Raw genomic sequence first — 24,755 nt, 5'->3', positions numbered from 1 at the left:
TCCCATGACGGATCTTCCCCTCGCCCTCGTGACCGGCGCCTCCCGCGGCATCGGCGCGGCGGTCGCGCACCAGCTGGCCCCGACGCACCGCCTCCTCCTCGGCGGCCGGGACGCGGACGCCCTGGCCGCCGTGGCGAAGGAGCTTCCGGGCGCAAAGGTGTGGCCCGTCGACCTGACCGACCCCGCGTCGCTCGCCGAGGCCGCGGCGGGCATCGAGTCCCTGGACGTCCTCGTCCACTCCGCCGGGGTCGCGAAGCTGGGCCGCATCGAGGACGCGTCCGCCCAGGCCTGGCGCGACAACTTCGAGGTCAACACCCTGGCCGTGGTCGAGCTGACCCGGCTGCTGCTGCCCGCGCTGCGCACCGCCCGCGGCCACGTCGTCGTGATCAACTCCGGCGCCGGCCGCGCCGCCCGCCCGGGCTGGTCCCCCTACGCGGCGAGCAAGTTCGCCGTCCGCGCCTTCGCCGACGCCCTGCGCGAGGAGGAGCCCGGCCTGCGCGTGACGTCGGTCTACCCCGGCCGCACGGACACCGAGATGCAGCAGGAGATCTTCAAGGGCGAAGGCCGTGACTACGACACGTCCCACCTGCTGCGGGCGGACTCGGTGGCGACCGCGGTGCTGACCGCGGTGTCAGCCACCCCGGACGCCCACCTGACCGAACTGATCCTGAAGCCGAACTAACGCAGCCGCACGGCGGTCTCGGCCACGCCGGCCTGGACCTTCGCGCGGTCGACCTGCGTCGACTCGCCGTCGGCGACCACCTGCTCGCCCGCGACCCACACGTCGCGGACCCGCCGGGAGCCCGCCGCCCAGACGAGGTTCGACAGCAGCTGGACGTCGGGGACGTCGATGCCGCACGCGAACGCCGGGTCGTCCAGGTCGACGTGCACCAGGTCGGCCCAGCGGCCCGGCTCCAGCGCGCCGATGTCGTCGCGGCCCAGTGCCGCCGCGCCGCCGCGGGTCGCCAGCAGGAAGACGTCCGCCGCGGTCAGGACCGTCGAGTCGCCCGTCGCCAGACGCGCGAACATCGCCGTGAGCTGCAGCTCTTCCCACAGGTCGATGTCGTCGTTGGAGGCCGGGCCGTCGGTGCCGAGGCCGACGTGGACCCCGGCGGCGCGCAGGTCCCTGATCCGCGCGATGCCCGAAGCCAGCTTCGCGTTCGAGCCGGGGCAGTGCGCCATGCCGACGCCGTGCTGCGCGAACAGCGCGATGTCCTCGTCCGACAGGTGGATCGCGTGCGCGGCCAGCACCCGGCCGTCCAGCATGCCGAGCTTCTTCAGCAACGCGGGCACCGAACCGTGCGCCTCGCGCACGGCGAGGTCTTCCGCGGCCGCCTCGGCGACGTGGATCTGGATCAGCGCGCCCCGCGACCGGGCCGACTCCGCCGTCGCCCGCAGCGCCTCTTCGGACAGCATGTACGCCGAGTGCGGGCCGTAGCCCAGCTCGATGCGGTCGCCCGGGCCGAAGCGCAGGCCGTCGGCGTCGATCCAGCGCTCGATCGCGGCCAGCTGGGCCCGCCAGTCCAGGCCGGGCAGCTCCATCACCGGCGGCGCGACCAGCACGCGGCCGCCGGTCGTGAGCACCGCGTCGACCAGCTGCTCGCCTTCGAAGTACATCTCGGCGCTGGTCGTGACGCCGTGGCGCAGCATCTCGACCGAGCCCAGCAGCATGCCGGTGCGGACGTCTTCGGGCCGCAGCTTCGCTTCGGCGGGCCAGATGATCTCGTTGAGCCAGGGCAGCAGCGGCAGGTCGCCGCCCATGCCGCGCAGCAGCGTCATCGGGCTGTGCGCGTGCGTGTTGACCAGGCCGGGGAGCAGGATGCCGGTCAGGGTGGTGACCGGTGCGGCGGACTCGGGGGCGGTGGCCGCCGGTCCGCAGAAGGAAATGCGCCCATCGGCGTCGACATCGACGACCGCGTCACGCAGGAGCGAACAGGACGGGTCGGCCGGGAGAACGACAGGGGCGTGGAAACGGCGTTGCATCTCTGGATACTACGCACCCTCGATTACGAGACGACTCCACTCCGCCACGCCCACGCGGCGATCTCCACGCGGTTGCGCGCGCCGATCTTCCCCTGCACGGACGCCAGGTGCGTCTTCACCGTCGACAGCGAGAGGAACAGCTCCGCGCCGATCTCGGTGTTCGTCAAACCCCGCGCGGCCGCCTGGACAACGTCCATCTCCCGGGCGGTCAGCGGCTCCGACGGCGGTGCCGCCTGCGACCGCGTGGCGCCACCGTCGAAGTGCTTGAGCAGCCGGATGGTGATCTGCGGCGACACCAGCGCGTCGCCGCGGTCGGCCGCGCGGACCGCTTCGATCAGCAGCGCCGGGCCCGCGTCCTTCAGCAGGAAGCCGTGCGCGCCGTTGCGCAGCGCCGTGTGCACGTACTCGTCGAGGTCGAACGTGGTGACCACGACCACCTTCAGGGGGTCGGCGACGTCCGGCCCGGCCAGCTGCCGGGTGACCTCGAGGCCGTCGAGGCCCGGCATGCGGATGTCGAGCAGGCAGACGTCCGGGCGCAGCTCGCGGGCCTTCGAGACCGCCGAGACGCCGTCCGCGACGTCGGCGACGACCTCGATGTCGTCCTGCGCGTCCAGGATCATGCGGAAGCCCATCCGCACCATCTCCTGGTCGTCGGCGATCAGTACCCGGATCACTCGTCCCCTTCCCCGGCGGCCAGCGGCAGCCACGCTTCGACCCGCCAGCCGCCGTCCGGGCCGCGCCCGGCCGACAGCCGTCCCTTGAGCAGCGCGACGCGTTCGCGCATGCCGATCAGACCGTAGCCGCCCGATCCGCCGGCCGGCCGCCGCGTCGGCTCGCTGCCGTCGTCGGTCACCCGGAGGTGGAGCTCTTCGCCGTCGACCTCGGCCAGGACGAACGCGTGGGTCGCGTCGGCGGCGTGCTTGCCGACGTTCGTCAGCGACTCCTGCACCAGCCGCAGCGCCGAGCGGCCGACCTCGTGCGGCAGGTCCGGCGGCAGCTCGAGGTGCATCGACGTCGCCACGCCGTGGTTGGCGCTTTCGACGAGCTTCCGCAGGTCCGCGCCGAGGTCGGTGGTGGCCTGCTCGCTGAACTCGCTCGACCCGGCCGGCGCGTCGCCGCGCATCGAGCGGACCAGCCGCCGCATCGCCGCGAGCGCCTCGACGCCGGCGTTCTCGATCCGAGCCATCGCCTCGACCGCGACCTCCGGCTTCCGCTCGGCCATCATCCGCGCGGCCTGGGCCTGCACGACGATCCCGGTCACGTGGTGGGCGACGACGTCGTGCAGCTCGCGGGCCAGCGCCATCCGCTCGGCGGTCTGCGCGTCGGCCACCGCCGACTGGACGACCGTGGTGCGCTCGGAGTCCCGCGAGCGCAGCATCAGGCCGACGGCGATCGCGATGCCGAGCAGGAGCGTCGCGCCGAAGGCCAAGGGGGCGAGGGCGCGGGGGTCGGTCTGCAGGCCGTTGTACCGCGAGTTGACGATCGCCGCGAGCGCGACGACCGCCGACAGCACGCCGATCCGCGGCCAGGACTCGCTCAGCCCGCGGGCCCTCGTCAGGTTGATCACCGCGCCCATCCCGGCGGCGACCTGCACGAACGGCACCCCGGACGGCATCGGGTAAGCGCTGCGCAGGTGCAGGAACGGCGTGATGACCGCGGACAGCAGCAGCACACCGGCGAGGCCGAGCAGCGCGTCCGCGGGCCGGCGCGGCGACAGCGCCGCGACGACGGCGGCGAGGACCGAGCAGAACAGCACCGGGAACCCGCGCGCGCCGCTGTCGTAGGTGTAGCCGAACTCGATGAGCAGCCCGACGGCGAGCACGCCCATCAGCACCCACTGGCCCATGGCCAGCTCGTTCAGCTTGCGCAGCCGCCGCTTGCTCGGGTCCGACCGCGGGCTCCGGTCCCGGGTCGCGATCGCCGGCGTCAGCGCGCCGGCCAGCAGCACGACCCCGACCAGCAGCGCCTGGGTGCCGATGGTGCCGTCGATCTCGCGGACGCTCGCGTACCGGCCGAAGACCGCGACCAGTCCCCCGACGACCAGGACGCTGACCACGCAGAACGCCACGCCCGCGCGGGCCCGGCGGGCCACGTAGTAGACCATCAGCACGCCCGCGACGACCTCGGAGATGGTCACCTTCGGCAGCACGCTGGAGTACGGCGGGATGTGGAACGCGTGGATGAAGAGGGTGGAGAACACCAGCACGCCCGCGCCGACCGTGCCGGCGACGGCGGCGCGCTTCTGCGCCCACACGGCGCAGGCCACCATCGCGAGCATGCCCGGGAGCAGCCCGAAGTCCACGAACCGCGGGCCGTTGTCGTCGAGCGCGGCCTGGGTCGTGAAGGCGACGTCGAAGAGCAGGGCGGCGAGCAGGACGGCCGTGGGCACGCCGATGCGCCGCACCAGGGCGGCGGCGCGGCTGTAGAGCGTTTTCGGCGGGGGCGCGGCGGTCACAACGTGACGTTAGAGGATCCGGCCCGGTTCGCACCTTGGCCGTGTGGCCCGCGCTGCCTCGGCCGATCGGCCGATGTCGCCCCGGGCGTGACTGGCCGTCTGCCCGAAGTGGACACCCCCGGCTCTCCGCGAAGCTCGTCGGCATCAAGATCCGAACCGACAGGGAGAACCTCGTGGACCCGAACACTCCACAGTGGACGAATGGGCCGGTGCTGTCCGGCCGTGGGCTCGTGAAGCGCTACGGCGCGCAGTACGCCCTGGCCGGCATCGACATCGACATCCAGCCGGGGGACGCCGTCGCCATCGTCGGGCCGTCCGGCTCGGGCAAGACGTCGCTGCTGCACGTCCTGGCCGGGATCCTCCGGGCCGACGACGGGCAGATCTTCCTGTCCGGCCAGCGGATCGACCACCTCGGCGAGAAGAAGCGCAGCGAGCTGCGCCGCACCGAGTTCGGGTTCGTCTTCCAGTCGGGGATGCTGGTCGCCGAGCTGACCGCGGAAGAGAACGTCGCGCTGCCCTCGCTGCTGGCCGGGCTCGGCCGCAAGGAAGCCGTCGAGGCCGGCCGCCAGTGGCTTTCGCGCCTCGGCCTGGCCGGCAAGGAACGCCGCCGTCCCGGCGAGCTGTCCGGCGGCGAGGCCCAGCGCGTCGCGATCGCGCGGGCCCTGACCCACCGGCCGAAGGTGATCTTCGCCGACGAGCCGACCGGCGCGCTCGACACGCGCACCGGCCGCGAGACCATGGACGCCCTGCTCGGCGCCGCCCACGAGACGGGCGCCGCGGTGCTGGTCGTGACGCACGACCGCGAGCTGGCCGAGTCGATGCCGAAGACCGTCGCGATCCGCGACGGCCTGATCGCGACGAGGCTGGCGGCGTGAACTCCCTCCAGATCGCCCTGCGGGTGCTGCGGGTCGACCGGCGGACCCGGACGTCGGCGATCCTCACCGCGGTCGGGGTGGCCGTCGCGACCGGGCTGGTGCTGCTGCTGGCGACGCTGCCGTTCGCCACGCAGAACCGCGAGCAGCGCGCCCTCTGGCAGGGCGAGCACTTCTACAGCGCCCTCGCCGGGGCCGGCCCGGCCAAGATCCTCTACAGCTCGTCGAAGGACTACTTCGACGGGAAGCAGATCATGCGGGTCGACGTCGCGCTGACCGGCGGCGCCACCCCCGGGTCGGTCAAGCTGCCGGCGGGGGTGCCGCAGCTGCCCGGGCCGGGGGAGACCGTCGTTTCGCCGGCGCTCGGCCGGCTGCTGCAGGGCCACCCGGCCGACCAGCTCGGCGACCGGTTCGGCAAGCCCGTCGGCGCGCTCGGGGAGGACGGCCTCCGCTTCCCGGAGCAGCTCGTCGCGCTCGTCGGCCACGCACCGGACGCGATGCCGGTGCGCGCCGACCCGATCGCGGGCTTCCCCAGCGGGAAGGCGAGCCCGGACGGCCTGCTCATGCTGCTGTCCTGGGTCGGGATCATCGTGCTGCTGGTGCCGAGCCTGGTGCTGGTCGCCTCCTCGGCCCGGCTGACCGCGGCCCGGCGCGAGCGGCGGCTGGCCGCGCTCCGGCTGGCCGGGGCGACGCCGGGGCAGGTCACGAACATGGTGGCCGCCGAGACGACGTTGTCGGCGGGTCTCGGCGCGGCGCTCGGCCTGCTGATCAGCCCGGCCCTGCACGGCCTCGCGTCGTTCGTGCCCTGGGCCGGTGGCACCTGGCTCGCGTCCGACTTCACGCTGCCGATCGGCCTGACGGTGTTCATCGCGCTGGCCATCCCGGTGCTCGTGGTCCTGGCCGGTGTCCTCGGCCTGCGCCGCGTGCTCAAGAACCCGCTGTTCGCGACGGGCGGCCACACGAAGAAGCCGTTGCGCTGGTGGCGGTTGCTGGCTCTGCCCGCGGCCGGGCTGTTCTTCCTCGTCGCGGTGACGACGGCCAAGGACTCCGGCGGCATCACGATGGTCATGGCGGGCCTGTTCCTGCTGGTCGGCTCGGCCGCGATCGTCGGGCCGTGGGTGACGTCGGCGGTGGGCGGCACGTTCGTCCGGGTCTGGAGGCGGCCGTCCGGGCTGCTCGCCGGGCGCCGCCTGCGTGACGACCCGAAGGGCGCCTACCGCGCCTCGGCCGGGATCGTGCTCGCGGTGTTCGCCGGGTCGATGGCGCTGACGCTGCTGCCGACGTTCGAGTCGATGGCCGGCGGCGGGCGGTCCTTCGTCGACTCGGCGCTCTACGTCGACACCGACAACCAGCACGCCGGCAAGATCGTCGACCAGGCCAACGCGTCCCTGCGGAAGTACGGACAGTCCGAGAAGGCTGTCGCGGTCGGCGAGGTCTATCTCGTCCAGGGCGAGGGGAACAACCGCAATGGCCACCGCGCACTGGTCATGAGCTGTGCGGACGCGGTGCAGCTGACCCGGTTCGGCCTCACCGCGGAGAACTGCACGGGCGGTCCGGCCGTGTTCGGCGAAACGGCGCTCGACCTGGCGCAGTTCAAGGTCACCGACACCTGGGAAGGGCAGGCCGCGCCGGTCAGGTCGGGGACCAGGGCGGAGGCCGTCCGGCCCAGCGACCCGGATCTCACCACCACGTCGATCATCGACCCGGCCGCGTTGCCGGACGGCTTCGCCCCGAAGTACGTCACCGTGGTCGCGCCGACGACCGACGCGAACCGCGAGACCGTCCGGACGGCGCTGGCCGGCCCGGCCGCCGGTGAGGAGATCGGCAGCCGGGACCAGTACCTGTTCAACCAGCAGACCGAGCTCGGCGACCTGCGCCGCGTCACGGTGATCGGGCTGGTCGCGGCGGGTGTCCTGGCCGGCTGCAGCGCCGCGGTCGCGACCGCGGGCTCGGTGATGGACCGCCGCCGGACGTTCGGGGCGCTGATGGCGGCCGGCACGCCGGTGCGGGTGCTGTCGCGGGCGCTGCGGATGGAGGCCGCGCTGCCCGCGCTGGTCGCCACCATCGGCGCGGGAATCGTCGGGGTACTGGTCGGCGTTGGGTTGTTCAGCATGGTCGACGAGCGGGGCATCGTGCTCAGCCCGTGGATCCTGGCGCCGGTCGTGCTCGGGGTCGGGGTGGCCCTGCTCGGCGCGTCGGTCTGCACGCCCGCGCTCAAGCGGGTCCAGGCGGAGCCGCTGGCCGACGAATAGGACGTTCGCCCTCCTGTCGGGGGGAGGGCGAGCACCGGGGGTACAGAGGGAGGTCGTGAGTGGTCAGGACGGTTCCAACCGCCCTGACCACTCACGACCGCTTTTCGAAGATGAGGTCGTGGGAGACGCGGCCTTCGACGTCGGCGCGCTGCTCGAACTTGGTCACCGGCCGCCACTCCGGCCGCGGCGCCCAGCCGTCGTAGCGGTTGCGCAGCGCGGGTTCGGCGGAGCAGACGTCCATCATCTGCTCGGCGTAGTTCTCCCAGTCGGTCGCCATGTGGAAGGTGCCGCCCGGCGCGAGCCGCGACGCCACGAGCGCGGCGAACGACGGCGACACGATCCGCCGCTTGTGGTGCTTCTTCTTCGGCCACGGGTCCGGGAAGAACAGCCGGACGCCGTGCAGCGTGCCCGGCTCGACGTGCTCGGTCAGCAGCACGACGGCGTCGCCGTGCAGCAGCCGCAGGTTCTCGACGCCGAGTTTTTCGGCGCGCAGCATCAGCTGCCCGAGGCCGGGGTCGTAGACCTCGGCGGCGACGTAGTTCAGCTCCGGGGCCGCGGCGGCCAGCTGCGACGTCGTCTCGCCCATGCCGGAGCCGATCTCCAGCATCACCGGCGCCTCGCGGCCGAACCAGTCGGTGAAGTCCAGCGTTCCTTCGGGCAGCTCACCGACCGTGCGGCCGAGTTTCGGCCACAGCTCGTCCCACGCGCGTTGCTGCCCGACGGTCATCCGGCCGCCGCGCTTCACGTAGCTGACGACGCTGCGCAGGCGGGGTTGGTCCTGGTTCTCCACCCACCGAGGCTAACGAACCGCTTCGAGCTCCCCGAGACGAGACCGCAGGCCGGCCAGCCCGGCGATCGCGATCGGGTCCGGCGTCGGGCCGCTGTGCGCGGGCAGGACGTCGATCCAGCCGGGGTGCCGGTCGGTGTTCATCACGGTCGTGGGAATCGCGTGGCCCGATTTCCCGCGTTCGGACGGCATGAACTCCCAGTAGCCGGATTCACCGTCCGCGGCCCACGGCACGAATTCCCAGCCCGGCCGCCGGCCGAGCAGTTGTGCGATGCGGTCTTCGACGCGGAAACCCTGTTCCCGGGAATCGAGGGTGCCGTCGGCGACCGCCCGCAGCCACCACGGCGCCGGCATCGGCCCCGCCATCCCGGCCGAGGCGCGGAACAGGGCCAGGACGCTGTCTTCGGGCGCGCGGTGCACCCACGCGCGCCGAAGCTCCGCGGGCGTCGTCGCCTCCAGCGCGGCCTGCGGGAGCTCGATCGCCCGCGACCATTCGAGGTCCAGCATGGGTTCGAGCCGGGGAGCGTCGTCTTCGACGCGAGCGCGGGGAATGGTGCCGCCCAATTCTTGCCCGGTGTTCACCGTCAAGGATCACCTCCAGTGGAGCGCAGACGGTTCCGGTGCTCACTTACGAATATTGCCTGGTCATAGCAGTATGTCCGGTGCCTGTGAGAGAAGCCACAGCCATTTCATCTCTTCTTAACAAGAATTTTTTGAGCTCCGTGCGAGCCGTTACGCTCAGGCGTCGCGCCGCGCCGTGACGAGCACGCCGGCCACGAACAGGGCAACGCTGATCGCGGCGAAGTAGCCGAGGTAGCCCCACGGGCCGAGCGCCGCCGACGGCAGCTGCAGCGGGCCCGCCGCGAACCCGCCGGCGCCGACGAACTCGTCGGCCGCGTGGAACGGCATCCACTGGTAGATGTGCTTGCCGGCGCCCGGGATGAAGATCACCAGGCCTTCGAGCACCTGCGTCCACACCAGCACCACCGTCAGGGCGAACGCGACACTGCGCAGCAGGAGCGCGACGCCGACCCCGACGACCCCGGTGAGCAGGAAGACCAGGCTCTGCCCGAGCACCGAGCGCCAGTCCGCGGCCGAGTTCAGCGCGAGGTCGGCGTCCGGCTTCACCAGCGCCGCCAGGCCCCACGAGCCGAAGCCGACGACCAGCCCGAGCGCGGCGCCGAGCGCGGCGACGACCACGGCCTTCGCCAGCAGCGCGGGCACCCGGCTCGGCACGGCCTGGAACGTCAGGCGCATCGTGCCCCAGTTGAACTCCGACGCGGTCGCGAGCACGGCGAGGACGAGCAGCACGGTCCGGCCGTTGCCGGTCGCGATCTGGGTGTTGCCGACCGTCGGCGGGATCTCCGGTCCGGCCAGCGCGAAGAACAACGCGGTGAAGCCGAGCGGTGCGACGACCGCGATCGCCAGGCACCACCACGGCGCGCGGGTGCTGAACAGCTTGATGCGCTCGGCGCGCAGCAGGTTCGCCGTCATGGTCATCGGGTGGCCTCCACGGCAGAGAATTCGACGGCTTCGCGGGTCAGGTCGAGGTAGGCCTGCTCGAGCGAGCCGGTGATCGGGCTGAGCTCGTGCAGGGTCGCGCCGGCGTCGAAGGCGAGCTGCCCGATCCGGTCACTGTCCATTCCGGACACCACGAACGCGCCGTCCGCCTCGGTGAACTGCGCCTGGCCGGTCAGCGCGGCCCGCAGCTCGGCCGCGTGCGGGGTGCGCACGCGCACTCCGTGCTCGCTCGTGCGCGCCACGAAGTCGGCCATGGTGCCCTGGTAGATCAGCCGGCCCCGGCCGATCACGACCAGGTCCTGCGCGGTCTGCGCCATCTCGGGCAGCAGGTGGCTGGAGACGAACACGGTCCGGCCCTCGGCGGCGAGCGCGTGCAGCAGCTGCCGGATCCAGGCCATGCCCTCGGGGTCGAGGCCGTTCACCGGCTCGTCGAACAGCAGCACGCGCGGGTCGCCGAGCATCGCGGCGGCGATCCCCAGCCGCTGCTGCATGCCGAGCGAGTACTGCAGGACGCGCGTCTTGGCGACGCTCGACAGCCCGACGAGCGTCAGGACCTCTTCGACGCGCTTGTCCGGGATGCCGTTGGTCGCGGCCAGCCAGCGCAGGTGGTCGCGCCCGCTGCGGCCGGGGTGGCGCCAGGTGGCGTCCAGCATCGCGCCGACCGTCCGGAGTGGATCTTTCAGCCGCCGGTAGGGGACGCCGTCGACGAGCACGGTGCCCGCGTCGGGCGTGTCGAGGCCGAGGACCAGCCGCATGGTCGTGGACTTCCCGGCGCCGTTCGGGCCGAGGAAGCCGGTGACGCGCCCGGACCGGGCGGTGAACGTGAGTTCGTCGACGGCGGTGGTGGCGCCGTACCGCTTGGTCAGCGCGTTCGCTTCGATCACCCGGGAAGCCTACCGAGAAACGGGAATCCGGGTCGCCCCCCGACAGTGCGACCCGGATTCCCGTTTTTCCCCTTATCCCCTCAGGCGTCCCGCTTCTTCGCGACCCCGAGCGCGACGAGCAGGAACACGATGGCGATGCCGGCGAAGTACGCCAGCGCCCAGCCGGCGCTCAGCGGCGAGTCCGACGGCGCCGGGCCGTTGACCACCTCCGAGCCGCGGAGGAACTTGTTGGCCACGTTGAACGGCAGCCACTCGTGGATGTGGTGCCCGATCTTCGGGATCAGCTGCACCAGCTCTTCCACGGCCAAGTAGTAGATGAGCAGCAGGGCGATCGCCCCGGCGCTGTGCCGGACCAGGACGCCGATCGCGACCGCGAGCACGGCGCTGATCGCGAAGACCGGCCCGATGCCGGCGACGTTCAGCCACTCCTGCGTGGTGTGCAGGCCGAGGTGGTCGTTCGGCCGCATGAGCACGCCCAGGCCCCACGCGCCGAAGGCGGCGAGCTCGCCGAGGACCAGCGCCAGCAGGGCGACGACGACGGCCTTGGCGACCAGCGCCGGCGAGCGGTGCGGCACCGCCTGGAAGGTCGTGCGGATGGTGTTGAAGCGGTACTCGGTGGTCACCGCGAGGGCGGCGAGCACCATGACGACCGGGATGCCGAACTGCGAGGCACCGAACTGGGTGGCGGAGACCGACAGCGAGTCGGTCGCCTCGGTCGCGCTCGCCAGGATGGCGGCGAAGCCGACGGACAGGGCCAGGGTGATGAGTGCGCACCACCACGGCGAGCGGGTGGAGAACAGCTTGATGCGTTCTACCGCGAGCAGGTTCATGGTCTTTGGTTTCCCCGGTTACTTGGCGGACTCGAGCACGTGCTGCGCCTCGGCGTCGAGCCCGGTGTGGTACTCGACGGAGTCGCCGGTGATCTGCATGAAGGCCTGCTCGAGCGAGCCGGTCTGCGGGCTCAGCTCGTGCAGCACGATGCGGTTGGCGGCGGCGATTTCGCCGATCTTGTCGCTGTCCATCCCGGACACCACGAGCGCGGTCGCGTCGCCGGTGACGCCGGCGCTCGCGCGCTGCAGGGCGTCCCGCAGCTCGGGCAGCTGCGGTGAGCGGACCTTGACCGTGTTCTCCGCCGCGCGGGCGACGAAGTCCTGTGTCGAGGACTGCGAAATCAGCTGCCCGCGGCCGATCACCACGAGGTTGCTCGCGGTCAGTGCCATCTCGGACAGCAGGTGGCTCGACACGAACACGGTGCGGCCCTCGTCGGCCAGCCGGTGCATGAACTTCCGGATCCAGAGGATGCCCTCGGGGTCCAGGCCGTTCACCGGCTCGTCGAACAGGAGCACCTCGGGGTCGCCGAGCAGGGCCGCGGCGATGCCGAGCCGCTGCGACATGCCGAGCGAGAACCCGCCGGCGCGCTTGCCGGCGACGCTGGTCAGGCCGACGGTCTCGAGCACCTCTTCGACGCGGGCGGCCGGGATGCGGTTGGACTTCGCCATCCACTGCAGGTGGGCGCGCGCCGAGCGGTTCGGGTGCACCCACTTCGCGTCGAGCAGCGCGCCGACGGTGCGCAGCGGTTCCTTGAGGTCGTGGTACTTCTTGCCGCCGATGGTGACCTGACCGCCCGTCGGGGTGTCCAGGCCGAGGATCATGCGCATCGTCGTGGACTTGCCCGCCCCGTTCGGGCCGAGGAAGCCGGTGACCTGACCCGCGGACACGGAGAACGACAGGTTGTTCACCGCCAGTGTCTTTCCGTACCGTTTGGTGAGGCCGGTTGCCTCGATCATGACTGCTCCTCTTCCGCCCCTCGCTTACGACGCGTTCATCGTCGCGGGTCGGGGCCGGTTCGCGCGTCACCCTGGAGGCCGAACCGTTCCCCCTACCTGAGTAGTACCTTGCTGGCTTTTCGGCCGAGGCGCGATCCGTGATGACCCTGAGCCGACCCTGATTCGCCGTCATTAATGAACTGTGGTTCAATAATGACGTGGCCCGGCCGAGGAGCATCACCGACGAGCGGCTGCTGGGTGCGGCGGAGACCGTGATCGGCCGCTGCGGCCCCGGTTTCACGCTCGCGCAGGTCGCCGCGGAGGCGGGTGTCTCGGTCGGCACGGTGGCGCAGCGGTTCGGCTCCAAGAGCGGCCTGCTGCAGGCGATGAGCCGGCGGGCCACGCGGCGGGCGGTCGAGCAGATGCGGGAGTGCGCCGAGCGGGTGGACGACCCGGTCGACGGCCTGCGCGAAGCGGCCGTGGCGGTCTACGCGGTGCTCGGGGACGCCGAAGAAGCGGCGAACCACCTGGGCCAGCTCGGCGTGGACATCGGCGACCCGGTGCTGCGGTCGCTGCTGGGCGAGCACTTCACGGCGGTGGAAGCGGAGCTGCGACGGCTGGTGCGGGCGGCGGCTTCGGCGCTGCCGCACGCGCCGAGCGCGCCGCGGGCCGCGCGGGCGGTGCTCGGGGTCATCAACGGGGTGTCGATCGACTGGTCGATCCGGCCGCACGGGCGGCTGGCCGACCGGCTGGCGGAAGACGTCGACGCGGTGCTCTCCGCGTGGCGGGGACGGGAGGACGCATGAGCTTGCAGGGCAAGGTGGCCGTGGTCACGGGGGCGACCCGGGGCTGCGGCCGGGCGATCGCGGTGGAGCTGGGCCGCGCGGGCGCGACGGTGTACGTCACCGGCCGCACCACGCGCGAAACGGCGTCACCGCTGAAGCGCCCGGAAACGATCGAAGAGACGGGCGAGCTGGTGGAGGCGGCCGGCGGGCGCGCGGTGGTCGTCCGCTGCGACTTCACCTCGGTGTCCGATGTGGACGCTTTGAAGGCGCGCATCGAGTCCGAAGTGGACGGAATCGACATCCTGGTCGACGACGTCTGGGGCGGCGACATGTACTTCCACTTCGACGCGCCGTTCTGGGAGACGCCCCTGGAGGACGCGCTCACCCTGACGCACAACGCGCTCGACACCCACCTCATCGCGTTGCACAAGCTGCTGCCGCTGGTCGTCGCGCGCCGCGGGCTCGTGCTGGAGGTGACCGACGGCGACAACGACGACTACGTCGGCGCCGGCCTCCCCTACTACCTGGCGAAGTGCGGCATCCGCGCACTCGGCCGGGCACTGGGCGTGGAGCTGAAGAAGAACGACTGCGTCGGCCTGGCCGTCACGCCGGGCTTCCTGCGCTCGGAGTCGATGCTCGACCACTTCGAGGTCACCGAGGACAACTGGCGCGACGCGGTCGGCAAGCTCGCCCCGGTCGACTTCAAGATCTCCGAGACGCCGTACCTGCTGGCCCGCGGTGTCGCGGCCCTGGCGCAGGACCCGGACGTCGCCCGCTTCGCGGGCCAAACCCTGGCGTCCTGGACGCTGATGAAGGAGTACGGCTACACCGACGTCGACGGCGACCGCCCGGACTTCGGCCGCTGGCTCACCGACGTCCGCCACGCGGGCAAGGACCCGGTGACCACCCCACCGGACGACTTCCGCTAGGCGAGGCCGGGCCGGGCGAGGCCGGTTTCGTAGGCCAGCACCACGGCCTGCACCCGGTCCCGCAGGTCCAGCTTCGCCAGGATCCGCCCGACGTGCGTCTTCACCGTCGCTTCCGAGAGGAACAACGTCTCGGCGATCTCCAGGTTCGACAGGCCCTTGGCGATCAGCACGAGCACCTCGCGCTCGCGGTCGGTGAGCACGTCGAGCTCCGCGGTGTCCCGCATCGGTGCGCCGCCGGCGCCGACGAAGCGGTCGAGCAGCCGGCGGGTCACCGACGGCGAGACCACCGCGTCGCCCGAGGCGACCGCCCGCAGCGCCGACACCAGGTGGTCGGGCTGGGTGTCCTTGAGCAGGAACCCGCTGGCCCCGCCCTGCAGTGCCGAGTAGACGTACTCGTCGAGGTCGAACGTCGTCATCACCAGCACGCGCGCGGTGCCGGCGGCGACGATCCGCTTGGTCGCCTCCACCCCGTCGAGCACCGGCATCCGGACGTCCATCAGGACGACGTCGGGCCGCAGCCGCGAAGCCAGCTCGATCGCCTGCGCGCCGTCGCCCGCCTCGCCGACGACGTCGATGTCGGCCTGCGCGCCCAGCACCATCCGGAACCCGACGCGCATCAGTTCCTGGTCGTCGACGACCACGACACGGATCACTTGTCCAACCTAACCGGCAGCTCCGCGCGGACCTGCCACCCACCGCCCGGAGCGGGGCCCACGTCGAGCGTCCCGCCGTACACGTGCGCGCGTTCGCGCATGCCGATCAGGCCGTTGCCGCCCGGCAGCCGCCGAGCGGCACCGGCCAGCTGCGGGACGCGGCCCGCGCCGTCGTCGGACACGACCACCTCCACCAGGTCGCCGGTGCGGTGCACGCGCACCGCCGCGGTCGCGCCGCGCCCGGCGTGCTTGAGCGTGTTGGTCAGCGACTCCTGGACGATCCGGTAGATCCCCAGCGACACGCCGGCGGGCAGGTCGCCGAGGTCGTCGGTCTCCAGCTCCACCGGCACGCCGGCGGTGCGCATCCGCTCGGCCAGCTCGGCGAGCGCGTGCGCGTCCGGCTGCGGGACGCGCGGCTCGCCGTCGGCGTCGTCGCTGCGGAGCACGTCGAGCAGGCGCCGCAGTTCGCCGAGCGCGCCGCGGCCGGTCTCGGAAATCGTTTGCAGGGCCCGCTGCGCGAGCTCGGGGTTGCTCTCGATCGCGTAGGACGCGCCGTCGGCCTGCACCACCATGACGCTCACCGCGTGCGCGACGACGTCGTGCAGTTCGCGCGCGATCCGCCCGCGCTCTTCGGCCACCGCGATCCGGGTGGCCTGGTCCCGTTCGGTCTCGAGCAGGTGCAACCTGGCCTCCACTTCCACGTCGTAGGCGCGCCGGGCGCCGACGAACTCGCCGAGCGTCCAGCACAGCGCGATGCCGAACGCGAGGAACACGATCGCGATGACGAGTTCGTCGTCCGGCGGGGCCAGCGCCAGCTGCACGGCCGACGAGAGGATGACCGCGCCGACGAACACGAGCCCCTGGCGGCGGCCGGCGTAGACCACGACCGAGTAGAGGCTCATCGCGAGCCCGGCGGCGCTGCCGATGCCCAGCATCAGCGTCGCGTGCACGATGCTGACCACGAGCACGACGTAGGCCGACCACAGCGGCGACTTCCGCCGGAACACCAGCGGCGCCACCATCGCGATGTTGATCGGCACGGCGACGTACCAGGGCGGCAGCTCGGGCAGCTCGGCGAACTGGTCGGCGACGAACAACAGCATGTCGATCAGCCCGAGCAGGACAGCGAGCACCGTGTCGCCCGCCATGGGGTGGGCACGCATCCAGAGGCTCAGCCGTCGCACCAGACAACACTAGGTCCCGGGCCCGGGACCGCGCGTCGGTCGCCGGTAGCACCTTCGGTGCGACCTCGGGATGAGCACCATGGCACGATTCACGGGGTTGTCCGTTCGACCGGGGAGGGCTGGGGGCCGTGACGTCACCGGAGCAGGGCCGGCTCGCGGGTCCGCTGTCGATGTCGGTGGCCAACCTGTGTCACCGCCTGCAGTCGCAGGTTTCCGCGCGCACCGCGGCCGGCTTCGCGGAGGTGCTGCGCCGGCTCGGCGCGCCGCTGCAGGTGGCCGTCGCCGGGCGGATCAAGTCGGGCAAGTCGACGCTGGTCAACGCGCTGATCGGGCGCCGGGTCGCGCCGACCGACATCGGTGAGTGCACGCGGCTGGTGACCCGCTTCCAGTACGGCACGGTCGACCGCGTCGAGATCGTCTTCACCGACGGCCGCAAGCAGGTGCTGCCCTTCGCCTCCGACGGCATGATCCCGGCCGAGCTGGGCGTCGACATCGACAAGGTGTCGCACATCGAGGCGTACCTGACTAACGCCGTCCTGCAGGGCATGACGGTGATCGACACCCCCGGCCTGGGTTCGCTCGACGCCGCCTCGGTGTCGCGGACCGAGCAGCTGCTGGGCGCCGCGAAGCACCGCAAGGACGAAGAAGAGGAAGAGGGCTCCGACGAGCTCGACGACACCTCGCGCAACGCCGTCGCCGGTGCCGAAGCCGTGCTCTACGTCGTCACGCAGGGCGTGCGCGCCGACGACCAGCAGGCCCTCGCCGCGTTCACCGCGGCCACCGCGAGCCGCGAGGCCGGCCCGGTCAACGCCATCGCCGTGCTCAACAAGGCCGACACGATCGCGCCCGAGTCGGTCGACGGCTCCGGCGGAGACGTCTGGAAGGCCGCGACGATCCTGTCGGAGAAGCAGGCGAGCACGCTGAAGCCGCGCGTGGCCGACGTGCTGCCGGTGATCGGGCTGATCGCCGAGTCCGCCGAGTCCGGCGGGTTCACCTCCGCCGACGCCGAGGCGCTGCGGCAGCTCGCCGAGCTCGACGACGACGTCCTGCAGACCATGCTGATGTCGGCCGACATCTTCACCAGCTGGGAGTGCGACGTCCCGGCGGGCACCCGGCTGCGGCTGCTGGAGAAGCTGGACCTCTTCGGCATCTCGCACGCCGTCGAGGCCATCCGCAAGGAACCGGAGATCACGGCGGGCGCCCTGCGGCGCTCGCTGCTCGACGCGTCCGGGCTGGAAGCGGTGCGGCAGCGGCTGTCGATCGTCTTCGCCGCCCGCGCCGACGGCATCAAGGCGGCGGCCGCGCTCGCCTCGGTCACCGCGCTCGCGCACGCCTCGGGCGATCCGGCCGAACGCCAGCGCGTGCACGACGCCATCGAGGTGCTGCTCGCCAAGCCCGAGGCCCACCAGCTGCGGCTGCTCGAGGCACTGACCCTGGTCGCCTCCGGTGCGGTCGACATGCCGGAGGACCTGTCGGAGGAGGTGCTGCGGGTCGGCAGCAACGCCGACATCGGCGCCCAGCTCGGCAAGCCCGGCGCCGCCCGGCCGGAGCTGGCGGCGCACGCGCTCGAACGCGCGGGCTGGTGGCGGTCCTTCGCGTCCTTCGGCGCGACGCCGGCGCAGAGCCGCGTCGCACACGTCGTGCACCGCGCGTACTTCTTGATCTGGCAACAGGTTCGCGAAGCCTGAGTTGTTTCTGCTTGCCGACTTTGCCTGGTCGGGGCCGTTTCCCGCGTACTGTGGGAATGTGCGCCTAGAACACACGACATCCTGGCGAGCGGGCTGGAGCAGCGAGAACGAGATCGACGTCGCGCTGTACATCCGTGACGCCCTGGCCCTGTCCGTTTCCGAAGGACAGGTGCTGCCGCCGGTGGAGCCGCAGGTCCCGGTGCACGTCCCGCCGGAGATCGACCGCGTGGCCGTCCAGGCGCAGTGGGCCGACTGGTGGGTCGACCTGCTCGCGTTCCTCCGCAACCGGGAAGACCCGGACCCCCGCAGCCCGCGCGCCCGCTTCGGCCGGCCCGCGCTCGCGCAGGGGTCGGCGATGCGGCAGGCGGTCGACTTCTTCGGCCCGGCCGCGGCCCGCCACTTCGCCAACGCGCGCGGGCCCGCCCTGCGCGGCGCGGGCGAGCCGGCGAACGGCACGCCGTGGGCGCCCGGCTTCTACCGGCGTCAGATCGTGGCCGGCGAGCGGCTCGGCCAGCTCGTCCGGGAGGCCGAGGTGCGGCTGGGCCGGCGGGCGTACCCGTTCCGCCTGAACGTCATCGAGATCTCCGTCGCCGGGCCGATCTGGCTGCGCACGGCCGAGGACCAGCTGCTCGTCTCGTCCCGGCTGGCCGAGGACGGCCCCGGCCTCGAAGCCGTGCTCCGCGAGGTGATCGACCAGCTCGTCTGAGCCCCCGGATGGCGGCCGGGCCGGCCAGACTGGTGGAATCTGGCGGAACCGGACGGGGTGGTGCGCATGGCGTGGTTTCGCAGGGACGGATCGGTCGAGCCCGACGACGCCCCGACCGGCCAGATCGCGGCCGTGAGCATCGCCGCGATCATCGAAGAGGCCGACGCCGAAAAGGGAACCGAAGCCGGAACCCCCGCGTCGGACACGGATGTGCACCCCCTGCAGCAGGTAGCCACGTCGGAGCTGGATCGTGCGCTGGCCGACCGCCAGGCGCTGATCCAGATGTGCTTGTACGCGCTGGACCGCGCCCGCAGCGGCGGCGTCGTCGAGCGCCTGGAGGAAGGGCTCGCCGCGGTCGGCGTCCAGGCCCTGCGGCCCGACGGCGAGCGGTTCGACCCGGCCCGCCACGAGGCGGGCGGCGCCGTCCCCACCGACGACCCGGCGCTCGACGGGATCGTGGCCGAAACCGAGGTCACCGGGTTCGCCGACCACGACCGCCTGCTGCGCGCCCCGGTCGTCACCGTCTACGCGAAGAAGAGCTCGTGAGCGCTCCGACGGCGCCGAGCCTGCCCGCGCAGGTCCAGACGGCGCGAGACCAGCTGCTGACCGTCGTCCGGGACGCCGACCCGGACGCCGCGAAGTGGGTCGACGAGGTCCGCAGGGCCCGGCCGAAGAAGCCGTCGGTCGTGGTCGTCGGCGAGACGAACCGCGGCAAGAGCTCGCTGGTCAACGCCCTGCTCGCGGCGCCGGGACTGTCCCCGGTGGACGCCGACGTCGCCACCGCGACCTACCTGGTGTTCGACCACGCCGGCGCGTGGGGCGCGCAGGCCTGCTACCCCGGCCAGCTCGCGCCGGTGCCGATCGACCTCGGCCAGCTGATCAACTGGGTGTCCGCCGCGCACGAGCTGCCGCCGGGCCAGCTCCCGCCGCGGTACGTCGAAGTCACCGGGCCGGTGCCGCTGCTCGAACGGCTTTCCCTGGTCGACACCCCGGGGGTCGGCGGGCTCGACTCGCTGCACGGCGAGCTGGCCAAGGAAGCCGCCGCGGGCGCGACCGCGCTGCTGTTCGTCGTCGACGCCTCGGCGCCGTTCACCTCGACCGAGCTGCAGTTCCTGCGCGACGTCGGCGAGCGCGTCGAGACCGTGGTGTTCGCCCTGACCAAGGTCGACATGTTCCGCGGCTGGCGGGAGGTGATGGAAGCCGACCGGCAGCTGCTGCGCGACCACGCGCCCCGCTTCGCCGACGCGGTCTTCCACCCGGTGTCGGCGCGGCTGTTCGAGACTGCGGCCAAGGCGCCCAACGAGCAGATGGCGGCGATGCTGCGGGAGAAGTCCGGCGTCGCCGCGGTGCAGACGGCGTTGCAGGAGCTGCTCGTCGGCCGTTCGGCGATGCTCGGCGAGGCGAACACCCTGCGTGCGCTGTCGAGCGCGCTGGGGGAAATCAGGGCGAAGCTGCAGGCCGAGAGCCGGGCGTTGTCCGCGGGTGAGGCCGAGGCCGAGCAGCTGCGTGAACGCCGTGACCAGCTGCAGGCCGAGCGCCGGACGTCGACCCGCGGCTGGCAGCTCAAGCTGCGCGGCGAGGTGCAGCGCACGCGCGTCGAGGTCGGGCACGAGAGCGCGCGGCAGATGCGGGACGCGCAGACCCACTTCCGCCAGCTGATCGACGCAGCCAAGCGCGACGAGCTGGCCGCGCTCCCCCAGCAGGTCGACATCGCGTTGCAGACGACGTCGCAGCGGATCTCGATGCTGCTCTCGCAACGCCTCAACCAGGTCACCAACGTCTCGCTGGCGGAGCTGTTCTCGCCCGAAGAGCTGGACGTCATCCGCGCGCAGTTCGCCCGGGCCGGCGGCCCGCCGGTGGTGCTGCGCCCGCCGGACAAGAAGCCGCCGACGGCCGAGGACAAGCTGCTCGTCTTCATGGGCATCTCGGGCGGCGTCGGCGCCGGCAAGGTCGCCGCGCTGCCGCTGGCCGGCGTCGCGATCCTCAACCCGGTCGTGCTGCCCGCGACGATCATCATCGGCCTCGGCGCCGGCTGGTGGATGGCCCGCACGCGCAAGCACGCGGCCGACAAGCAGCACATGAAGCAGTGGCTGGTCGAAGCCATCGCGGACGCCCGTGCGACGCTCGACCAGCTCGTCGCCGAGCAGCTCATCGAAGCCGAGCAGCAGCTGTCGATGGCGCTCGACGAGGCGCTGGGCCGGCGCATCGACGCGATCGAGGCCGAGCTGAAGGAAGTCGACAAGACGATCAAGATGGGTGCCCAGGAACGCGCCAAGAAGATCGCGATCGCCTCGAAGCGGCTCAAAGAGGTTTCCGAGGGCCGTGACCGGGCGGAAGCCTTCCTGACGCGGATCCGGGCACTGCGGGACAAGACGGCCTGACCGCCCGTCCGGTTGTGGAGCGGAACCGAACCGGCATACGGTGAGTCATACCCTCGGACAGCAGGTCAGAGACGGCGTTACCCGGTACAAAAGGGGGAAGTCCCATGTGGGTCGACGAGAGTGGCGGCAGCGACACCGACGCCTCCAGCCCGGACGCGATGACCGTCCACGTCGACGGTCAGGAGTACCAGGCCGAGGTCAACTACGACCTGAACCACGACGGCGTCAACGACACCGCGATCGTCGAGCACGACGACGGCACGTCCCAGGCCTTCATCGACACGAACCACGACGGCGAGGCCGACCAGTACGCCGTGCTGGACTCGAGCGGGCACGTCGTCGAGCAGGCCGTCTACGACGAGGCCAGCGGTGAGTGGATCCAGTCCTCGGGCGGCGGCCACGACGACTCCGGCACCGGCCACGACGACAGCTCCGGCGGCCACATCCACGCGGACATGCCCGACGGCGAGGTCGACGCGGGCGTCGCGACGATCGACACCGACCACGACGGCCACAACGACACCGCCATCGTCGAGACGAAGAGCGGCGGCACCATCGCCTTCACCGACAAGGACGGCGACGGCGAGGCCGACATCGCGGTGCAGACCGAATCGGACGGTACGACCACCACGTTCGAGCACACCGGACCCGGCCAGTGGACCGAGGTCTCCAGTGGACTGGTGGACCCGGGTGGCGAGCAGCAGCTCGGCGACCCGGCCGACGACGCCGCGTGGGGCGCGGCCGGCACGCAGACCCTCGAGGGCGTCGCGCGCATCGATTCCGGCACCGGGCAGTGGATCTCGCCCAACTGAAACGTAACCCAGGTCACAGTTTGAAAGCCCGGTGCGCGAGAGCCGGGCTTTCTTCATGTCGAAAATGAAAACGACCAGGTCACAGGCGTGACAGCGGTCACCGGAAGATTTTCAGCGAATACACCGATCCGGTGACGTCTGAATCGATTCCCTTATCGTTCTTGTGAGAGAACCTACACGTCAGCTCTCGGTTACTTGCCGGTCATGCGGCTACTCTCGGGGAATCCCAAAACACGCACACCGGTTCGCCAGCCGGTGTGCGAAGCCATTCGTCGTCGGCAATGAGGCCCGCGCCGGAACAGCGTCGTTCCCGGTGTGGGCTCTTTTGTCGTCGGAAGTCAGGAGTAGAGATGACCGCAGTCGCCATCCCCGGACTGGACACCGCGCCGACGACGCACACTGGCGTGCTGTCCTTCGTCCGGGAGGTCGCCGAGCTGACCACCCCGGACCGTGTGGTGTGGGTCGACGGGTCAGACGAAGAGGCCGCCCGGATCAACCAGGAACTGGTCGAGGCCGGGACGTTCGTGCAGCTCAAGTCCAAGCCCAACTCCTTCTGGGCCACTTCCGACCCCAACGACGTCGCCCGCGTCGAGGACCGCACCTTCATCTGTTCGGAGCGTCCCGAGGACGCCGGCCCGACCAACAACTGGATGGACCCGGCCGAGATGAAGGCCACCATGACCGAGCTCTACCGGGGCTCGATGCGTGGCCGCACGATGTACGTCATCCCGTTCTGCATGGGCCCGCTCGGCGACGAGAACCCCAAGCTGGGTATCGAAATCACCGATTTCGCGTACGTCGTCGCGTCGATGCGCGTGATGACCCGCGCCGGCCAGGCCGCGCTCGACAAGTTCGTCGCGCCGGACGGCACCGAGCGTGAATTCGTGCCCGCGCTGCACTCCGTGGGCGCGCCGCTCGAACCGGGCGAGAAGGACGTTTCCTGGCCCTGCAACACGACGAAGTACATTTCGCACTTCCCCGAGGAGCGCGCGATCTGGAGCTACGGCTCGGGTTACGGCGGAAACTCCTTGCTGGGCAAGAAGTGCTACTCGCTGCGCATCGCCTCGGTGATGGCCCGCGACGAGGGCTGGCTGGCCGAGCACATGCTGATCCTCAAGCTGATCTCGCCCGAGGACAAGGTCCACTACGTCGCGGCCGCGTTCCCGAGCGCCTGCGGCAAGACCAACCTCGCGATGCTGCAGCCGACCATCCCGGGCTGGCGCGCCGAGACCCTCGGCGACGACATCGCGTGGATGCGCTTCGGCGAGGACGGCCGCCTGTACGCGGTCAACCCCGAGTTCGGCTTCTTCGGCGTCGCGCCGGGCACCGACTGGCACACCAACCCGAACGCCATGCGCACGATCGAGAAGGGCAACACGGTCTTCACGAACGTCGCCCTGACCGACGACGGCGACATCTGGTGGGAGGGCATGGAGAACAAGCCCGCCCACGCGACGTCGTGGAAGGGCGAGGACTGGACGCCGGAGTCGGGCGAGAAGGCCGCGCACCCGAACTCGCGCTACTGCACGCCGATGTCGCAGTGCCCGATCCTCGCCGACGAGTGGGACGACCCGAAGGGCGTCCCGATCTCGGCGATCCTGTTCGGCGGCCGCCGCAAGACCACGGTGCCGCTGGTGAACGAGGCCCGCGACTGGCAGCACGGCGTGTTCATGGGCGCCACCATGTCGTCGGAGACCACGGCGGCGGCGGCCGGCGCGGTCGGCAACGTGCGCCGCGACCCGATGGCGATGCTGCCGTTCCTCGGCTACCACGCCGGTGACTACTTCAAGCACTGGCTGAACCTGGGCAAGAACGCCGACGCGAACAAGCTCCCGAAGATCTTCTACGTCAACTGGTTCCGCCGCGGCGACGACGGCCGGTTCCTGTGGCCGGGCTTCGGCGAGAACTCGCGCGTGCTCAAGTGGGTCATCGAGCGGGTCGAGGGCCGCGGCAACGCCGTCGAGACGCCGATCGGCTACGTGCCGCGCGCCGAGGACATGGACACCGAGGGCCTCACCGAGCCGATCGAGGACATCCAGGCCGCCCTCGACGTCAAGCCGGAGGAGTGGCGCGAGGAGCTGCCGCTGATCCAGGAGTGGTTCGAGAAGATCGGCGAGGTCCCCACCTCGCTGCGTGACGAGCTCGACGCGCTGGCCCAGCGCCTCGGCTGAACACCCTGAGCAGAGGGGGACGGCTCCCGGCCGCATCCGGGAGCCGTCCCCTTCTCCCTTGCCGGGGTACCTTCGCGACATGAGACCGTTCCGGTTCGGCGTGGCGTTGGTGGTGCCCGGCTCCCGGGCCGAGTGGGTGGCCAAGTGCCGGCAGGCCGAGGACCTCGGCTACGACGTCGTCGGGGTGGTCGACCACCTCGGGCGGGTCGCGCCGGTGCCGGCCCTGCTGCTCGCCGCCGAGGCCACCGAGCGGGTCCGGCTGAACACCTACGTGCTCAACGCGAGCTTCCACAACCCGGTGCTGCTGGCCCGCGACGTCACCGGGCTCGACGAGTTCACGGGCGGCCGCATCGAGGTCGGCATCGGCGCGGGGTACGTCCGCGCGGAGTTCGAGGCGGCCGGGATCGAGTGGGGCACGCCGGGGCAGCGGTTCGACCGGCTCGTCCGCGCGGTCACCGAGATCGAGCGCGCCTACGAAGGCCGGCCCCGGCCGCCGCTGCTGCTCGGCGGGCGCGGCGACCGCATGCTGGCCTTCGCCGCCGAGCACGCCGACACCATCGCGTTCACCGGCACCGCGCCCGGCGCGGCCGAGGGCCGGCTGGCCCTGGCCGGCCCGGACGCGATCGCCGAGCGCGTCGGCTTCGTGAAACGAGCGCTCGGCGAGCGCGACGCCGAGCTCAACCTGCTGATCCACTTCGTCCGGATCACCGACGGCCGGCGCGTGGCGCTCGAAGCCGCGCACCGGCTGGTCCCGCACCTCGGCGTCGACGAGCTCGGCGAGCTGCCCACCGTCGTCGTCGGCTCGGCGGAAGCCGCGGCCGAGCAGCTGCTGCGCACGCGGGAAACCCTGGGGGTCAGCTACTTCACCGTGGTCGAAGAGGACCTGACCAGGCTCGCGCCGGTGATCGAAAAGCTCCGCTGAGTAT

General features: G+C 71.7%; 23 protein-coding genes. 12 read left to right on the top strand and 11 right to left on the bottom strand.

Annotation, left to right across the window (positions count from 1 at the left end; genetic code table 11):
- The first annotated feature begins 4 nt into the window (after window positions 1–4).
- Entirely contained in the window at window positions 5–682 is a 678-nt protein-coding gene (locus tag ACWEN0_RS08940) for an SDR family oxidoreductase (protein WP_451970586.1), read from the top strand.
- On the opposite strand, the gene ACWEN0_RS08935 is transcribed toward ACWEN0_RS08940, so the two are convergent.
- The 3 genes from ACWEN0_RS08935 to ACWEN0_RS08925 are packed head-to-tail and all read right to left on the bottom strand — an operon-like array spanning window position 679 to window position 4,438.
- On the bottom strand, window positions 679–1,983 hold the full coding sequence (locus ACWEN0_RS08935; protein WP_451970584.1) for an amidohydrolase family protein: 1,305 nt from the start codon (window positions 1,981–1,983) through the stop codon (window positions 679–681). The two genes, ACWEN0_RS08940 and ACWEN0_RS08935, sit on opposite strands and share 4 nt — an antisense overlap.
- A gap of 23 nt (window positions 1,984–2,006) precedes the next feature.
- On the bottom strand, window positions 2,007–2,657 hold the full coding sequence (locus ACWEN0_RS08930) for a response regulator (protein WP_451970581.1): 651 nt from the start codon (window positions 2,655–2,657) through the stop codon (window positions 2,007–2,009).
- Window positions 2,654–4,438, bottom strand: a complete 1,785-nt coding sequence (locus tag ACWEN0_RS08925; protein ID WP_451970578.1) for a sensor histidine kinase — start codon at window positions 4,436–4,438, stop codon at window positions 2,654–2,656. The genes ACWEN0_RS08930 and ACWEN0_RS08925 overlap by 4 nt, the downstream gene beginning before the upstream one ends.
- Before the next feature lie 173 nt (window positions 4,439–4,611).
- On the opposite strand from ACWEN0_RS08925, the gene ACWEN0_RS08920 reads away from it, so the two are divergent.
- Together ACWEN0_RS08920 and ACWEN0_RS08915 are read left to right on the top strand one after the other, a co-directional pair.
- Window positions 4,612–5,313, top strand: a complete 702-nt coding sequence (locus tag ACWEN0_RS08920; RefSeq protein ID WP_451970575.1) for an ABC transporter ATP-binding protein — start codon at window positions 4,612–4,614, stop codon at window positions 5,311–5,313.
- A complete protein-coding gene (locus tag ACWEN0_RS08915) occupies window positions 5,310–7,562 on the top strand; it encodes an FtsX-like permease family protein (RefSeq protein ID WP_451970572.1) in 2,253 nt (750 codons plus the stop codon). Before ACWEN0_RS08920 ends, ACWEN0_RS08915 begins: the two co-directional genes overlap by 4 nt.
- Window positions 7,563–7,653: 91 nt before the next feature.
- On the opposite strand, the gene trmB is transcribed toward ACWEN0_RS08915, so the two are convergent.
- The 6 genes from trmB to ACWEN0_RS08885 all read right to left on the bottom strand — a co-directional run bounded on the left by trmB (window position 7,654) and on the right by ACWEN0_RS08885 (window position 12,541).
- Window positions 7,654–8,352: a tRNA (guanosine(46)-N7)-methyltransferase TrmB gene (gene trmB, locus ACWEN0_RS08910; RefSeq protein ID WP_451970569.1), complete on the bottom strand. Its 699-nt coding sequence runs from the start codon at window positions 8,350–8,352 to the stop codon at window positions 7,654–7,656.
- Window positions 8,353–8,361: 9 nt separating this feature from the next.
- Window positions 8,362–8,913, bottom strand: a complete 552-nt coding sequence (locus tag ACWEN0_RS08905) for a hypothetical protein (protein WP_451971967.1) — start codon at window positions 8,911–8,913, stop codon at window positions 8,362–8,364.
- A gap of 174 nt (window positions 8,914–9,087) precedes the next feature.
- Window positions 9,088–9,843, bottom strand: a complete 756-nt coding sequence (locus ACWEN0_RS08900) for a hypothetical protein (protein WP_451971964.1) — start codon at window positions 9,841–9,843, stop codon at window positions 9,088–9,090.
- A gap of 2 nt (window positions 9,844–9,845) precedes the next feature.
- Window positions 9,846–10,754, bottom strand: a complete 909-nt coding sequence (locus ACWEN0_RS08895) for an ATP-binding cassette domain-containing protein (RefSeq protein ID WP_451970566.1) — start codon at window positions 10,752–10,754, stop codon at window positions 9,846–9,848.
- 80 nt (window positions 10,755–10,834) lie between these two features.
- The gene (locus tag ACWEN0_RS08890; RefSeq protein ID WP_451970563.1) at window positions 10,835–11,584 is read right to left on the bottom strand and encodes an ABC transporter permease; all 750 of its coding nucleotides are present in this window, start codon (window positions 11,582–11,584) and stop codon (window positions 10,835–10,837) included.
- Between the two features lie 18 nt (window positions 11,585–11,602).
- Window positions 11,603–12,541 (bottom strand): ABC transporter ATP-binding protein, encoded by a 939-nt coding sequence (locus ACWEN0_RS08885; protein WP_451970560.1) that lies wholly within the window; start codon window positions 12,539–12,541, stop codon window positions 11,603–11,605.
- A gap of 197 nt (window positions 12,542–12,738) precedes the next feature.
- Between ACWEN0_RS08885 and ACWEN0_RS08880 the strand changes: the two genes are divergently transcribed.
- Window positions 12,739–13,326, top strand: coding sequence for a TetR/AcrR family transcriptional regulator (locus ACWEN0_RS08880; protein WP_451970557.1), 588 nt, complete (start codon window positions 12,739–12,741; stop codon window positions 13,324–13,326).
- Window positions 13,323–14,234: an SDR family NAD(P)-dependent oxidoreductase gene (locus tag ACWEN0_RS08875; protein ID WP_451970554.1), complete on the top strand. Its 912-nt coding sequence runs from the start codon at window positions 13,323–13,325 to the stop codon at window positions 14,232–14,234. Before ACWEN0_RS08880 ends, ACWEN0_RS08875 begins: the two co-directional genes overlap by 4 nt.
- Here the strand turns inward: ACWEN0_RS08875 and ACWEN0_RS08870 are convergent.
- Window positions 14,231–14,887, bottom strand: a complete 657-nt coding sequence (locus tag ACWEN0_RS08870; protein ID WP_451970552.1) for a response regulator — start codon at window positions 14,885–14,887, stop codon at window positions 14,231–14,233. The two genes, ACWEN0_RS08875 and ACWEN0_RS08870, sit on opposite strands and share 4 nt — an antisense overlap.
- Entirely contained in the window at window positions 14,884–16,050 is a 1,167-nt protein-coding gene (locus ACWEN0_RS08865) for a sensor histidine kinase (protein ID WP_451971961.1), read from the bottom strand. The genes ACWEN0_RS08870 and ACWEN0_RS08865 overlap by 4 nt, the downstream gene beginning before the upstream one ends.
- Before the next feature lie 191 nt (window positions 16,051–16,241).
- On the opposite strand from ACWEN0_RS08865, the gene ACWEN0_RS08860 reads away from it, so the two are divergent.
- The 7 genes from ACWEN0_RS08860 to ACWEN0_RS08830 all read left to right on the top strand — a co-directional run bounded on the left by ACWEN0_RS08860 (window position 16,242) and on the right by ACWEN0_RS08830 (window position 24,751).
- On the top strand, window positions 16,242–17,759 hold the full coding sequence (locus ACWEN0_RS08860; RefSeq protein WP_451971958.1) for a dynamin family protein: 1,518 nt from the start codon (window positions 16,242–16,244) through the stop codon (window positions 17,757–17,759).
- A gap of 58 nt (window positions 17,760–17,817) precedes the next feature.
- Window positions 17,818–18,465 (top strand): hypothetical protein, encoded by a 648-nt coding sequence (locus ACWEN0_RS08855; RefSeq protein ID WP_451970550.1) that lies wholly within the window; start codon window positions 17,818–17,820, stop codon window positions 18,463–18,465.
- Window positions 18,466–18,531: 66 nt separating this feature from the next.
- On the top strand, window positions 18,532–19,011 hold the full coding sequence (locus ACWEN0_RS08850; RefSeq protein WP_451970548.1) for a nucleotide exchange factor GrpE: 480 nt from the start codon (window positions 18,532–18,534) through the stop codon (window positions 19,009–19,011).
- Window positions 19,008–20,846 (top strand): dynamin family protein, encoded by a 1,839-nt coding sequence (locus ACWEN0_RS08845; protein WP_451970545.1) that lies wholly within the window; start codon window positions 19,008–19,010, stop codon window positions 20,844–20,846. The genes ACWEN0_RS08850 and ACWEN0_RS08845 overlap by 4 nt, the downstream gene beginning before the upstream one ends.
- Window positions 20,847–20,950: 104 nt before the next feature.
- Complete coding sequence (locus tag ACWEN0_RS08840; RefSeq protein ID WP_451970542.1) at window positions 20,951–21,658, top strand: hypothetical protein; 708 nt, start codon at window positions 20,951–20,953, stop codon at window positions 21,656–21,658.
- Between the two features lie 350 nt (window positions 21,659–22,008).
- Window positions 22,009–23,829: a phosphoenolpyruvate carboxykinase (GTP) gene (locus ACWEN0_RS08835; RefSeq protein WP_451970539.1), complete on the top strand. Its 1,821-nt coding sequence runs from the start codon at window positions 22,009–22,011 to the stop codon at window positions 23,827–23,829.
- 79 nt (window positions 23,830–23,908) lie between these two features.
- On the top strand, window positions 23,909–24,751 hold the full coding sequence (locus ACWEN0_RS08830; protein WP_451970536.1) for a TIGR03621 family F420-dependent LLM class oxidoreductase: 843 nt from the start codon (window positions 23,909–23,911) through the stop codon (window positions 24,749–24,751).
- The last annotated feature ends 4 nt before the right edge of the window (window positions 24,752–24,755 follow it).

Source organism: Amycolatopsis sp. NPDC004378 (assembly GCF_053602455.1).
Note: the sequence above shows the minus strand (reverse complement) of the source record. Positions and strands in the feature narration are given on the sequence as shown.